Raw genomic sequence first — 12,773 nt, forward strand, 5'->3', positions numbered from 1 at the left:
GAGCAGCGAGCGGTCCATGCCCCAGTACGGCGACTACCAGAATCTCCTCTACGGCGCGGCACTCGGTGGGGTGCTGCCCAGGGTGCCGGTCGATTTCGCGACGCTCGAGGCGCAGGCCTGTGCCGCGTTGCCGCCATCGGTGCGCACCTATGTCCAGGGCGGATGCGGCGACGAGCATACGCAGCGGCACAATGCCGATGCGTTCCGGCACTGGGGGCTGACGCCGCGGATGATGGTCGACTGCCGCCAGCGCGACCTGTCGATCGACCTGTTCGGGATGCGCCTGCCGAGCCCGGTGTTCATGGCGCCGATCGGCGTCACCGGGATGTGCATGCAGGACGGGCATGGCGACCTCGCCGCCGCGCGTGCCTCCGCTTCGACCGGCGTGCCGCTGATGGCGTCGACGCTGTCAAACGATCCGCTCGAGTCGGTCGCGGCGGCCTGCGGCGACACGCCGGGGTTCTTCCAGCTCTATACCCCCAAGAACGAGGCGCTGACCGAAAGCCTCGTCCGCCGCGCGGAGGCGGCGGGCTACAAGGGTATCGTCGTCACGCTCGACACCTGGGTGACCGGATGGCGGCCGCGCGACCTGAATACCGGCAATTTCCCGCAGCTGCGCGGGCATGTGCTCACCAACTATTTCAGCGACTCCGTGTTCCGGTCGCTGCTTGCCGTGCCGCCGGAGCAGGACGGGCCCGCGGCGGTCCGCGCCTGGGCCGGGCTGTTCGGGCGCGTGCTGACCTGGGACGACATGCCATGGTTGCGCTCGTTGACCAAGCTGCCGCTGATCCTGAAGGGCATCTGCCACGGCGACGACGCGCGCCGCGCGATCGACCTCGGCGCGGATGCGATCTATTGCTCGAACCATGGCGGGCGGCAGGCCAATGGCGGGATCGCCGCGATCAACCTGTTGCCGGACGTGGTGGCTGCGTCGGGGAGCACGCCGGTGCTGTTCGATTCGGGCGTGCGGTCCGGCACCGACGTGGTCAAGGCGCTGGCGATGGGCGCGACGGCGGTCGGGATCGGCCGGCCGTACAGCTATGGCCTCGCGCTCGACGGCGAGGCCGGGGCGGCGCATGTGCTGCGCTGCATTCTGGCGGAAGCTGACCTGCTGATGGCGGTGAACGGCTACCCGACGATCGCCGCGGTGCGCGAGGCGGGAGTGAGCCGGCAGGGGTGAGCGCAAGAACCAATCCTCCCCTGCAAGGGGAGGTGGCTGGCGCAGCCAGACGGAGGGGTGACCCGCTCTCGATAGGCTGACACCCCTCCGTCAGCTGCTGGCTGCCACCTTCCCTTCCAGAACAGGAAAGGACTACAGCGCCGCCACGATCTCCGCGGCGATGTCCGCCGGTGGCCGAGACGCGCCGTTCTTGACAGTCGATACGCGCAGCCATTCGCCCAGCACGCGCCCCTGCGTCATCGCCGCATAATTCGCCCGCACGCGGTCCTGCAGCCCAGTATCGGCCTCGTACGCGTCGAACGTATCGTCGGTGTACGACCGCTTGCGCTTCTTGAGGATCAGCCCGCGGGCGATGTCCGCCGGGGTGTCGAGATAGATCGACAGATTGGGCGCGGGCAGCGCGAACGCGCCGGTCTCCAGGGCCGCGATCCACTCCATCATCGCGCCCGCCTCGTCCGCGGGCACCTGGGCCGCCTGATACGCCATGTTCGACGCGATATAGCGGTCGAACACCACGACCTCGTGCGCGTCGAGCGCCGCCATCAGCACGCCCCGCGACTCCATCCGGTCGAGCGCATAGAGCGTCGCCGCCGCCTTGGGCGACACCGGCCGCGGCAGCGTGCCCGCGAGCATCGCGCCCAGCGCCCAGCCGCCGACCGTCTCGGTATAGCGCGGGAACGAGATGACGCACGCGCTGCGCCCGGCGGCGAGCAACTGCTCGACCACCAGCGCGGACGCGGTCGCCTTGCCCGCGCCGTCGGCGCCCTCGATCGCGAGGAGGAACCCCATCAGGCCTGCAGCCGCTCGTGGTGGCGGATCACCTCGTCGATGATGAAGCGCAGGAACTTCTCCGAGAATTCGGGGTCGAGCTGCGCTTCTTCCGCCAGCCGGCGCAGCCGCGCGATCTGGCGCTCCTCGCGGCCGGGATCCGCCGGCGGGAGGCCATGGGTCGCCTTGTGGCGGCCGACCGCCTGCGTCACCTTGAAGCGCTCGGCGAGCATGTGGATCAGCGCCGCGTCGATATTGTCGATGCTCTGGCGGTATCCGCTCAGCAGGTCGTCGGTCATGCGAAACCCTTCGTTTCAACGTCGCGCGCCTTTTGCGGGCGTCCGGCGCGCCCGGCAAGACTTGCTTTGCGAGGGCGATGCGGCCACAGGCTCGGGGCAGATGAGCGCCACCATCCACCGCCTCGATCCCACCCGGCCGGATCCCTCGCTAGACCCGATGGTCAAGCTGGTCGCGGGCGACATGAACGCTGTCAACGCGGTCATCCTCGGCCGCATGCAGTCGGACATCCCGCTGATTCCCGAACTCGCAGGGCATCTGATCGCGGGCGGCGGCAAGCGGATGCGCCCGATGCTGACGCTCGCGAGCGCACGGCTGATCGGCTATACGGGCTCTCGCCACCACCGCCTCGCGGCCGCGGTCGAATTCATCCACACCGCGACGCTGCTGCACGACGACGTCGTCGACGGCAGCGACATGCGCCGCGGCAAGCGTGCCGCCAACCTGATCTGGGGAAACCCGGCAAGCGTGCTGGTCGGCGACTTCCTGTTCAGCCGCAGCTTCGAACTGATGGTCGAGGACGGCAGCCTCAAGGTGCTGAAGATCCTGTCGTCGACCAGCGCGATCATCGCCGAGGGCGAGGTCAACCAGCTGACCGCCGCGCGGCAGGTCGACATCGCCGAGGAACGCTATCTCGACATCATCGTCGCGAAGACTGCCGCGCTGTTCGCCGCCGCCTGCCGGATCGCCGCGGTCGTCGCGGAACGATCCGAGGCGGAGGAAGCCGCGCTCGACGCGTACGGCCGCAACCTGGGCATCGCGTTCCAGCTGGTCGACGACGCGATCGACTATGTTTCCGATGCGGGCACGATGGGCAAGGACATCGGCGACGATTTCCGCGAGGGCAAGATGACGCTTCCGGTCATCCTCGCCTACGCCCGCGGCGGGCTCGACGACCGCAAGTTCTGGAAGGACGCGGTCGAGGGACGGCGCGATACCGACGCCGACCTGGCGCATGCGATCGACCTGATCCGATCGACCCGCGCAGTGGACGATACGCTCGCGCGCGCCCGGCACTACGGCCAGCGCGCGATCGACGCCATCGGCGGCTTCGCCAACAGCGCCGCCAAGGACGCGATGATCGAGGCGGTCGAGTTCGCGGTAGCCCGCGCCTACTAACTCTTTGTCATGCTGAACTTGTTTCAGCATCCACCGCACCCCGAACGAGATCGCCCGAGGCATGGTGGACCCTGAACCAAGTTCAGGGTGACGTCAGATCAGCGGCACTTCACATTACCGCGGTCGACCGAGCGGCCGAGCAGCGCGCCGCCACCGGCACCCGCCAGCGTTCCCAGCGTCCCGCCACCGATCAGGTTGGCGAGCACGCCGCCACCCAGCGCACCGATCACCAGACCGGTCGAGCCGTCGTTGCGCTTGCAATAGGCACGGCCGTCGCGGCCGCGGTAGATGCGGTCGTTGCGGCTCAGCCGGCGCTCGCGGTAGTTGCCCTGGCGGTAGCTGTCGGACGGGTTCCAGTCGCGATTGTCGCGGTCGCCCTGCCAGCGATTGTCGCGGCCCCGGTCGCGATCACGGTCGCGGTCGTAACGCTGCGCGGTCGCCTCGACGGGGATCATGGCGGGTGCCACGACGGCCACCGACATCAGCGCGGCGATGATCTGCTTCTTCATACTGTCACTCCTGGACCTTGAGGCAGATCAACGGTCCCGGTCCGGTAAAGTTCAAACCGTCTCCGGCGCGGCCAGCGAGCAGTCGAGCCCGGTCTCGATCTGCAGCGTCGCATGGCCGATCCCGAACCGGTCGTGAAGCATCGCGCGCGCGATCCCCAGGAACGCGTCGCCGGGCTGCCCCGCGGGCATCACGAGATGCGCGGTCAGCACGGGTTCGGTCGTGCTCATCGGCCAGATGTGCAGGTCGTGGATCCGAACCACGCCCGGTAGCGCGGTCAGCGCCGCCTCGACCTGGTCGTACTCGATCCCACGCGGCACCGCCGCCAGCGACATCTCGACGGTCTCGCGCAGCAGCCCCCAGGTCTGCCAGAAGATCAGCACCGCGATGACGATGCTGACCGCGGGGTCGATCCAGGTGATCCTGGTCTGCCAGATGATCAGCCCGGCGATGACTACGCCCGCGGACACTGCGGCGTCCGCCGCCATGTGGAGATAGGCGCCACGGATGTTGACGTCGCCCTTGCGCCCGCGCGCAAACAGCATCGCAGTCGCGACGTTCACCGCGATGCCGACGCCTGCGACCATCGAGACGGTGAGCCCGGCGACGGGCGCGGGATCGGCGAACCGCTGCGAGGCCTCCAGCACGATCGCGCCGAGCGCGACGAGCAGGAGAAGGGCGTTGGCCAGCGCGGCGAGGATCGTCGATCCCTTCAGCCCATAGGTGAAGCGCTTGCTCGGGGCGCTGCGCGCCAGCGTCGCGCCGCCCCACGCAACCGCGAGCCCCAGCACGTCGGACAAATTGTGCCCGGCGTCGGCGACCAGCGCGACCGAGTCGATGCGAAGCCCGACCAGAGCCTCGATGAGGACGAACACGATGTTGAGCCCGATCCCGATCGCGAACGCGCGGTCGAACGACGCCGGCGCGTGGGAATGGCCGTGCCCGCCATGCGAATGGCCCGCATGGCTGTGGCTATGGTCGTGTCCGTGATGTCCGCTCAAGGTGGCTGCTCCGCTGATTGCGTGCCGCGTAGCATCGGGCGGGCGTGTGATACTAGGACGCGGGCGCCTTCGTCATCCCGGGCTTGTCCCGGGATCCAGGGTAACGAAGCGCAACGCCCGAAACCCTGGATCCCGGGACGAGCCCGGGATGACGGAAGGCGGTGGCCTTACCCCTCGCCCGCCAACCCCTTCAGCCGGTACAGCGCCTCCAGCGCCTCGCGCGGACTCATCGCATCGACATCGAGCGCCGCCAGATCGTCGCGCAGCGTATCGCGCGCCTCTACCTCGACCTGCGCGACCGCGGCGAACAGCGGCAGGTCGTCGAGTCCCGCCGCCAGCCCTCCGGTCTTCGCGCGCCCGGCCTCGAGCTTCGCGAGCACCGATTTCGCGCGCGCGACCGTCGCCGGCGGCATCCCCGCGAGCCGCGCGACCGCGAGGCCGTAGCTGCGGTCCGCGGGACCGTCGGCGAGTTCGTGGAGCAGCACCAGCTCGCCCTTCCACTCGCGCGCGCGGACATGGTGCAGCGACAGCGCGTCGCACCGCTCGGCCAGCCGCGTCAGCTCGTGATAATGCGTCGCGAACAGGCAGCGGCAGCGGTTGTCCTCGTGGATCGCCTCGACCACCGCCCAGGCGATCGCGAGCCCGTCATAGGTCGAGGTGCCGCGCCCGACCTCGTCGAGGATGACGAACGAACGCGGCGTCGCCTGCGCGAGGATCGCAGCGGTCTCGACCATCTCGACCATGAAGGTCGAGCGCCCGCGCGCGAGATTGTCCGATGCGCCGACGCGGCTGAACAGCCGGTCGACGAGCCCCAGCGTCGCCTTGGTCGCGGGTACGTAGGACCCTGCCTGCGCGAGCACCGCGATCAGCGCGTTCTGGCGCAGGAAGGTCGACTTGCCGCCCATGTTCGGCCCGGTGACGAGCCAGAGCCGCGACGATTCGGACAGGTTGCAGTCGTTCGCGACGAACCGGTCGCCCGATTTCGCCACCGCCGCCTCGACCACCGGATGTCGCCCGCCCTCGATCTCGAAGCACGCATGATCGACCAGCGCCGGCCGTGCCCAGGCGCCTTCCGCGGCGCGCTCGGCGAGCCCAGCGGCGACGTCGAGCCGTGCGAGCGCGTCGGCGGTCGCGGCAACGCGCTCGCGGTCGGCAAGCGCGGCGGCGGTCAGTTCCTCGAGATGCGCCGCCTCCGCCGCCAGCGCATGCGCGCCCGACTGGCTGACGCGCGCCGCGACCTCGTGCAGCGCGGGGGTGTTGAACCGCACGACGCCCGCCAGCGTCTGGCGATGCGTGAAGCCGCTGTCCGCTGCCATCAGCGGATCGGCGGCCCTGGCCGGTACCTCGACATGATAGCCGAGTACGCCGTTGTGGCGGATTTTCAGCGCGGCAATGCCGGTCTTCGTGCGGAACTCCGCCTCGAGCGCGGCGATCGCGCGCCGGCCGCCCGCGCCTGCGTCGCGCAGATCGTCGAGCGCCACGTCATAGCCCGCCGCGATATAGCCGCCGTCGGAGGCCTCGATCGGCGGCGAGGGCACCAGCGCGCGCTTGAGCAGGTCGATCAGCGCGCCATGCCCGCGCAGCTGCGGGGCGAGGTCGGCCAGCAGCACCGGCGGTTCGGCGATCTCGCCCAGCCGCTCGCCCAGATGCCAGGCGCCGTCGAGCCCGTCGCGCAGCTGCCCCAGATCGCGCGGCCCCCCGCGTCCCGCCGCCAGCCGCCCGAGCGCGCGGCCGATGTCGGGCAGCGCGCGGAGCGTACCGCGCAACCGCTCACGTGCAGCCTGATCGTCGTGGAACAGCCGGACGAGGTCGAGCCGCGCCTCGACGCGGCCACGCTCCATCAACGGCGCACCGAGATCGGCGGCGAGCAACCGCGCGCCGGCCCCGGTCACGGTGCGGTCGACCGCGTCGAGCAGGCTGCCCTTGCGCACGTTCCCCGCCGCGCAGGTGATCTCTAGGCTCTCGCGCGTCGCCGCGTCGATCGCCATCGCCTCGGCCGCGCGCGACACCTGCGGCGGCCGGAGGAAGGGGAGGGCGCCCTTTGCATTATGCTCCAGATACGCGACCAGCCCGCCCGCCGCGGCGAGGCCGGCACGTCCGACCTGTCCGAAACCGTCGAGCGTCGCGACGGCGTAGAGCCGCTTCAGCCGCGCCTCGCCGGCGTTACTGTCGAAATCGCCGCGCGGGCGCAGCGTGGTCGCCGCCTCGGCGAACGCGCTCGTCTCGGCGGCAACGACCTCGGCCGCACCCAGCCGCGCGAGCTCGGCGCCGATGGCGTCCGCGGACAGCTCGACGATCTCGAATCGCCCGGTCGACACGTCCGCCGCCGCGATGGCCACGCCGCCGGCCGCCTCGCCGATCGCCACGCACCAATTGTCGCTGCGCGAATCGAGCAACGCCTCCTCGGTCAGCGTACCCGCGGTCACCACGCGGACGATCGCGCGCTGGACCAGCACCTTGCCGCCGCGCGCCTTGGCTTCGGCGGGGCTTTCGACCTGCTCGGCGACCGCGACGCGGTGGCCGGCCTTGATCAGCCGCTGCAGATACGCGGTCGCGGCGTGGACGGGGACGCCGCACATCGGGATCGGCTTGCCGTCATGCTCGCCGCGCGCGGTCAGCGCGATGTCGAGCACCGCCGCCGCGACGCGCGCGTCGTCGAAGAACAGCTCGAAGAAATCGCCCATCCGATAGAAGAGCAGGCAATCCTCGGCTTCCGCCTTGAGCCCGAGATATTGGGCCATCATCGGGGTCGGCGCAGCAGGCGGGGCAGGGGTCGTCATGGCCCCGCAGCTAGCCCAGAATGGCGGCAGCGTCAGCCGCTACGTGGCGCAAGGGGTGACGAAAGCGGCTGGCTTCCGTAAAGGCACCTTCATTCCCCGATTGCCCCAGATTGCCGAGGTTGCCCGCATGGCCGAAGAAAACACGCTCCAGTTCTCCGAACGCGAAGCGCTGCTGTTCCATTCGGAAGGCCGCCCGGGCAAGATCGAGATCATCGCCTCCAAGCCGATGGCGACGCAGCGCGACCTGGCGCTGGCCTATTCGCCGGGCGTCGCAATTCCCGTGAAGGCGATCTACGACGATCCCGCCACGGCGTACGACTATACCGCCAAGGGCAACCTCGTCGCAGTGATCTCCAACGGGACCGCGATCCTCGGCATGGGCAATCTCGGCGCGCTCGCGTCGAAGCCGGTGATGGAGGGCAAGGCGGTGCTGTTCAAGCGCTTCGCCGACGTCGATTCGATCGATATCGAGCTGAAGACCGAGGATGTGAACCGCTTCATCGACGCGGTCGAGCTGATGGAGCCGACCTTCGGCGGCATCAACCTCGAGGACATCAAGGCGCCCGAATGCTTCATCATCGAGCAGACCCTGCGTGAACGGATGAACATCCCGGTGTTCCATGACGACCAGCACGGCACCGCGATCATCGTCGCGGCGGGGCTGATCAACGCCTGCCTGCTGACCGGGCGCAAACTCGGCGAGATCAAGATGGTCGTCAACGGCGCGGGCGCCGCGGCGATCGCGTGCACCGAGCTGATCAAGGCGATGGGCGTGCGTCCCGACAATGTCGTGATGTGCGACAAGACCGGCGTGATCTACCAGGGCCGCGACGACGTGAACCAGTGGCAGTCGGCGCACGCGACGACGAGCGCGGCACGTACGCTGACCGAAGCGCTGGAGGGCGCGGACGTGTTCCTGGGGCTTTCCGCCGCGGGTGCATTGAAGCCAGAGATGGTCAAGGACATGGCCAAGGCGCCGATCATCTTCGCGATGGCCAACCCCGAGCCCGAGATCCGGCCCGAACTGGCGATGGCCGCGCGCCCCGACGCGATCGTCGCGACCGGCCGGTCGGACTATCCGAACCAGGTCAACAACGTGCTCTGCTTCCCGTTCATCTTCCGCGGGGCACTGGACGTCCGCGCGACGGGGATCAACGACGCGATGAAGATCGCCGCCGCCAACGCGATCGCCGAACTCGCGCGCCAGCGCGTGCCCGAGGAAGTCGCGCTCGCTTACGGCGTGTCGCACAGCTTCGGCCCCGCCTACATCATCCCCGCGCCGTTCGATCCGCGGCTGATGGAGGTCGTCTCCAGCGCGGTCGCCAAAGCGGCGATGGATTCGGGCGTCGCGACCAAGCCGATCCTCGACATGGAGGCGTATCGCCAGCGGCTGCGCGCGCGGCTCAACCCGACGACGTCGGTGCTGTCGATGGCGTATGAGGGCGCACGCGCGCACCCCAAGCGCGTCATCTTCGCCGAGGGCGAGGAGGAGGTCGTGCTGCGCGCCGCGATCCAGTTCCGCGAGGGCGGCTACGGCACGCCGGTGCTGGTCGGGCGCGACGACGTCCCCGATCGCCTCCGCGCGCTGGGGGTCACCGATCCGGAGAGCTTCGAGCTGCACAACAGCCGCCGCTCGCCGCTGGTGCCCAAGATGGTCGACCTGCTCTACGCCCGGCTCCAGCGTCGCGGGTACCTGCGCCGCGACTGCGAGCGGATGGTGAACCAGGATCGCAACATCTTCGGCGCGCTGCTGCTGCAGCTCGGCGAAGGCGACGCGATGATCACCGGCATCACGCGCACGTACGGCGAGACGATGCGCCAGGTCTACCGCGTGATCGACCCCGCGGCGGGCAAGACGCCGTTCGGCATCCACCTGGTCGTCGGGCAGAGCCACACCGTCTTCATCGCCGACACCGCGATCAACGAGCGGCCGACCGCCGAACAGCTCGCCGACTTCGCCGAACAGACCGCGGCCGTCGCGCGCCGGATGGGCCACGAACCGCGTGTCGCGTTCCTCAGCTATTCGAACTTCGGCAACCCGAAGGGCGAGTGGATCGACAACATCCGCGACGCGGTGACCGTGCTCGACGGTCGCCAGGTCGGCTTCGAATATGAAGGCGAGATGGCACCCGACGTCGCGCTCAACCCGAAGCAGCTGAAGAACTATGCGTTCGCGCGGCTGTCGGGGCCTGCCAACGTGCTGATCATGCCGGGTCTGCAGTCCGCGCACATCTCGGCCAAGCTGCTGCGCGAACTGGGCGGCGATTCGGTGATCGGCCCGATGCTGATCGGCATGGACAAGCCGGTCCAGGTCGCGCCGATGACGAGCACGGCGAGCGAGCTGGTGACGCTGGCGGTGTTGGCTGCGGGCGGCGTTGCGCGGTAATATGCGGTAATGCGCGGTTGAAAGGTGGACCCTGAAACGAGTTCAGGGTGACGGTAGAGTTCAAGGTGACGGTAGAAGAGCTCCGTCATGCTGAACTTGTTTCAGCATCCACGGCGCGGCAGACTTGCCGGATGCCGAGGGACCGCCAACCTTGCGTCTACATTCTCGCCAGCGGCGTCCGCGGTACGCTGTACATCGGCGTGACATCGGATCTGGGCGCTCGGCTGTATCAGCATCGAACAGGCGTCACGCGCGGGTTTGTCGGCCAGTACGCGGTGTACCGGCTCGTGCGGTACGAGATGTCCGACGACATGGAATCCGCGATCAGTCGAGAGAAGCAACTGAAGCGTTGGCATCGCGGGTGGAAGATCAACCTGGTCGAGTCGCAGAACCCAGAATGGAATGATCTGGCGCCGGGATTGGGCTTAGCCGAGCCGCTGACACCAAGGCGATAGGTGGACCCTGAAACGAGTTCAGGGTGACGGAGGGCCCGTCATGCTGAACTTGTTTCAGCATCCACCTTTCCACCTAGGGTCACGCGTCGATGCTCGTCCCCAGGCTCGCATGCACCAGCCCGCCATCGACGGTGATCGTCTCGCCCACCACATAGTCCCCCGCCCGGCTGGCGAGGTAGATCGCGGCGCCCGCCATGTCCTCGTCGACGCCGACGCGCTTCGCCGGGATGCCCTGCGCCACCGCGTCGCCGTGATCGCGCGCGGCCTTGTTCATGTCGCTGGCGAATGCGCCCGGCGCGATCGAGGTGACGTTGATGCCGTCGCGCACGAGCCGCGCTGCCATCCGCTTGGTCAGGTAGATCAGCGCCGATTTCGACGCGTGATAGCTGTACGTCTCCCAGGGGTTGAGCCGCTGGCCGTCGATCGAGGTGATGTTGATCACCTTGGCCGGCCGCTCGTGTGATCCGCCGGCCTTAAGCGCCGCGTGCATCGCCTGCGTCAGAAAGAAGGGCGATTTGAGGTTGAGATCCATCACCTTGTCCCAGCCGACTTCGGAGAACTCCTCGAACGGCACGCCCCAGGCCGCACCCGCATTGTTGACCAGGATGTCGAGTTTCGGCTCGAGCGCGGCGAACTGTTCGGCGAGCGCCTTGCACCCGGCGACGGTCGAGACGTCCTGCGGCAGCGCGATGCAGTTCGGCCCGAGCTCCGCGGCGGCGGCCTCGCAGGCGTCGGCCTTGCGCGACGAGATATAGACCTTCGCGCCCTGCGCGACGAAGCCCGCGGCGATCATCTTGCCGATCCCGCGGCTGCCGCCGGTGATCAGCGCGACGCGGCCGTCGAGCCGGAACAGGGTCGTGGTATCCATCAGGCATCCTCCATTATGTATCCGCTAGCTATCCTGCCCCTTTCATGCTGGCAAATGGCCATGGCTGCTGCCCTTTCGGGGCGCTCATCGGCGCGGCAACACGCTTCGTCGGATATGGTTCCGGCGCGGGTTCCAATTAATTTCGGGCCCGGATAGCCACACTCAACGAACGAATAGCGGCCCGGGGGCTCTCGATGAATTTCAAGGCGTTAGCAGCGCGTTTTGCGCTGGTAGTATCGTGCGGCCTGATGACGGCAACCCCGGCTGCGGCGCAGTTCTGGCAGTGCGTGACCTTCGCCCGCTCGGTATCGGGCATCGAGATCCGCGGCAACGCGAACACCTGGTGGGACCAGGCCGCCGGCCGCTACGAGCGTGGCCACGCCCCGAAGGCCGGTTCGGTCCTCGCCTTCTCGCCGACCTCGCGGATGCGCGTCGGCCATGTCGCGATGGTCAGCCAGGTCGTCAGCGACCGCGAAGTCCTTCTCACCCACGCCAACTGGTCGCGCCGCGGTGCGATCGAGACCAACGTCCGCGCGATCGACGTCTCGGCTGCGGGCGACTGGAGCATGGTCAAGGTCTGGTACGGTCCGCAGGGCGGTCTCGGCACCTCGGCCTATCCGACCAAGGGCTTCATCTATTCGGGCCATGCGCCCAAGACCGATGCACTCGATGCGCCGGTGCAGCCGTCCTACCAGATGGCCAGCGTCAAGACGCCGAGCTCGGCGCAGCTCGCGAACGCCGCGCAGCTCAAGGCAATGACCGTGCAGCACGGTCCGACCGATCCGCGCGGGATCTTCACGCTGGTGAGCGACGCCGAGTAATTTACTCCGTCATCCCGGGCTTGTCCCGGGATCCAGAGCCTCAAGCGCCATCGTTAGTAACTTTGGATCCCGGGATGACGAGGGCTGGCCGCTTACGCCGCCTTGAACGTCAGCGCCGCGCCATTCATGCAGTAGCGCTTGCCGGTCGGCTTGGGGCCGTCGTCGAACACATGCCCGAGATGCCCGCCGCAGCGGCGGCAATGCACCTCGGTCCGCGCCATCCCCAGCGTCGAATCGACCCGGGTCCGGACCGCGGTCGGCAGCGGCGCCCAGAAGCTCGGCCACCCCGTCCCGCTCTCGAACTTGGTCTTCGACGAAAAGTTCGGCAGCCCGCATCCCCCGCACGCGAACATCCCGGCGCGATGCTCGCCGTTGAGCGGGCTCGAATAGGGCACCTCGGTCCCTTCCTTGCGCAGCACGGCATAGGCCGCAGGCTTCAGCCGGGCACGCCACTGCGCATCGCTATAGGTGACCTCGAAGCGTTCGGCGGCGTGCGCGGGCTCGGAACTGCAGCCCCATAGGGCCACGCCGGCGACGCTCGCGCCGGCGACAGTGAGGAAGGTGCGGCGGTCGGTCTGTGTCATGGTCATG

12 protein-coding genes are annotated in these 12,773 nt (G+C 68.7%); 5 read left to right on the plus strand and 7 right to left on the minus strand.

Going from position 1 to position 12,773, the window contains the following annotated elements; translation table 11 throughout:
- Nucleotides 1–16: 16 nt before the first annotated feature.
- A complete protein-coding gene (locus FSB78_RS00070; RefSeq protein WP_147078886.1) occupies nt 17–1,180 on the plus strand; it encodes an alpha-hydroxy-acid oxidizing protein in 1,164 nt (387 codons plus the stop codon).
- Nucleotides 1,181–1,312: 132 nt separating this feature from the next.
- On the opposite strand, the gene FSB78_RS00075 is transcribed toward FSB78_RS00070, so the two are convergent.
- Both FSB78_RS00075 and FSB78_RS00080 read right to left on the minus strand, forming a co-directional pair.
- Entirely contained in the window at nt 1,313–1,969 is a 657-nt protein-coding gene (locus FSB78_RS00075; protein ID WP_147078888.1) for a nucleoside/nucleotide kinase family protein, read from the minus strand.
- Nucleotides 1,969–2,247: a chorismate mutase gene (locus FSB78_RS00080; RefSeq protein ID WP_147078890.1), complete on the minus strand. Its 279-nt coding sequence runs from the start codon at nt 2,245–2,247 to the stop codon at nt 1,969–1,971. Before FSB78_RS00080 ends, FSB78_RS00075 begins: the two co-directional genes overlap by 1 nt.
- Nucleotides 2,248–2,347: 100 nt before the next feature.
- On the opposite strand from FSB78_RS00080, the gene FSB78_RS00085 reads away from it, so the two are divergent.
- On the plus strand, nt 2,348–3,364 hold the full coding sequence (locus FSB78_RS00085; protein ID WP_147078891.1) for a polyprenyl synthetase family protein: 1,017 nt from the start codon (nt 2,348–2,350) through the stop codon (nt 3,362–3,364).
- 98 nt (nt 3,365–3,462) lie between these two features.
- Here the strand turns inward: FSB78_RS00085 and FSB78_RS00090 are convergent, their stop codons facing one another.
- The 3 genes from FSB78_RS00090 to mutS form a co-directional block, all read right to left on the minus strand.
- Entirely contained in the window at nt 3,463–3,873 is a 411-nt protein-coding gene (locus tag FSB78_RS00090) for a glycine zipper 2TM domain-containing protein (protein WP_147078893.1), read from the minus strand.
- Nucleotides 3,874–3,924: 51 nt separating this feature from the next.
- On the minus strand, nt 3,925–4,872 hold the full coding sequence (locus FSB78_RS00095) for a cation diffusion facilitator family transporter (protein ID WP_147078895.1): 948 nt from the start codon (nt 4,870–4,872) through the stop codon (nt 3,925–3,927).
- Between the two features lie 167 nt (nt 4,873–5,039).
- On the minus strand, nt 5,040–7,616 hold the full coding sequence (mutS, locus tag FSB78_RS00100; RefSeq protein ID WP_147083921.1) for a DNA mismatch repair protein MutS: 2,577 nt from the start codon (nt 7,614–7,616) through the stop codon (nt 5,040–5,042).
- Between the two features lie 163 nt (nt 7,617–7,779).
- Between mutS and FSB78_RS00105 the strand changes: the two genes are divergently transcribed.
- Together FSB78_RS00105 and FSB78_RS00110 are read left to right on the plus strand one after the other, a co-directional pair.
- The gene (locus tag FSB78_RS00105) at nt 7,780–10,038 is read left to right on the plus strand and encodes an NADP-dependent malic enzyme (RefSeq protein WP_147078897.1); all 2,259 of its coding nucleotides are present in this window, start codon (nt 7,780–7,782) and stop codon (nt 10,036–10,038) included.
- A 47-nt stretch (nt 10,039–10,085) separates the two neighbouring features.
- Nucleotides 10,086–10,493, plus strand: a complete 408-nt coding sequence (locus FSB78_RS00110) for a GIY-YIG nuclease family protein (protein WP_422396648.1) — start codon at nt 10,086–10,088, stop codon at nt 10,491–10,493.
- A gap of 79 nt (nt 10,494–10,572) precedes the next feature.
- Here FSB78_RS00110 and FSB78_RS00115 read toward each other — a convergent pair whose 3' ends face one another.
- Nucleotides 10,573–11,361 carry an SDR family oxidoreductase gene (locus FSB78_RS00115; protein WP_147078899.1) on the minus strand — a complete coding sequence of 263 codons (789 nt, stop codon included), beginning with the start codon at nt 11,359–11,361 and terminating at the stop codon, nt 10,573–10,575.
- A 194-nt stretch (nt 11,362–11,555) separates the two neighbouring features.
- Between FSB78_RS00115 and FSB78_RS00120 the strand changes: the two genes are divergently transcribed.
- On the plus strand, nt 11,556–12,182 hold the full coding sequence (locus tag FSB78_RS00120) for a CHAP domain-containing protein (protein WP_147078902.1): 627 nt from the start codon (nt 11,556–11,558) through the stop codon (nt 12,180–12,182).
- Nucleotides 12,183–12,274: 92 nt separating this feature from the next.
- On the opposite strand, the gene msrB is transcribed toward FSB78_RS00120, so the two are convergent.
- A complete protein-coding gene (gene msrB / locus FSB78_RS00125; protein ID WP_422396649.1) occupies nt 12,275–12,772 on the minus strand; it encodes a peptide-methionine (R)-S-oxide reductase MsrB in 498 nt (165 codons plus the stop codon).
- Between the last annotated feature and the right edge of the window lies 1 nt (nt 12,773).

The sequence above is a fragment of the Sphingomonas ginsenosidivorax genome, assembly GCF_007995065.1.
GTDB lineage: Bacteria > Pseudomonadota > Alphaproteobacteria > Sphingomonadales > Sphingomonadaceae > Sphingomonas > Sphingomonas ginsenosidivorax.

Bases quoted from the DNA above. Each gene is read 5' to 3' on its own strand.
- mutS (WP_147083921.1), bottom strand. From the start codon at position 7,616: ATGATGGCCCAATATCTCGGGCTCAAGGCGGAAGCCGAGGATTGCCTG.
- msrB (WP_422396649.1), bottom strand. From the start codon at position 12,772: ATGACCATGACACAGACCGACCGCCGCACCTTCCTCACTGTCGCCGGC.
- FSB78_RS00070 (WP_147078886.1), top strand. From the start codon at position 17: ATGCCCCAGTACGGCGACTACCAGAATCTCCTCTACGGCGCGGCACTC.
- FSB78_RS00075 (WP_147078888.1), bottom strand. From the start codon at position 1,969: ATGGGGTTCCTCCTCGCGATCGAGGGCGCCGACGGCGCGGGCAAGGCG.
- FSB78_RS00115 (WP_147078899.1), bottom strand. From the start codon at position 11,361: ATGGATACCACGACCCTGTTCCGGCTCGACGGCCGCGTCGCGCTGATC.
- FSB78_RS00105 (WP_147078897.1), top strand. From the start codon at position 7,780: ATGGCCGAAGAAAACACGCTCCAGTTCTCCGAACGCGAAGCGCTGCTG.
- FSB78_RS00120 (WP_147078902.1), top strand. From the start codon at position 11,556: ATGAATTTCAAGGCGTTAGCAGCGCGTTTTGCGCTGGTAGTATCGTGC.
- FSB78_RS00090 (WP_147078893.1), bottom strand. From the start codon at position 3,873: ATGAAGAAGCAGATCATCGCCGCGCTGATGTCGGTGGCCGTCGTGGCA.
- FSB78_RS00085 (WP_147078891.1), top strand. From the start codon at position 2,348: ATGAGCGCCACCATCCACCGCCTCGATCCCACCCGGCCGGATCCCTCG.
- FSB78_RS00080 (WP_147078890.1), bottom strand. From the start codon at position 2,247: ATGACCGACGACCTGCTGAGCGGATACCGCCAGAGCATCGACAATATC.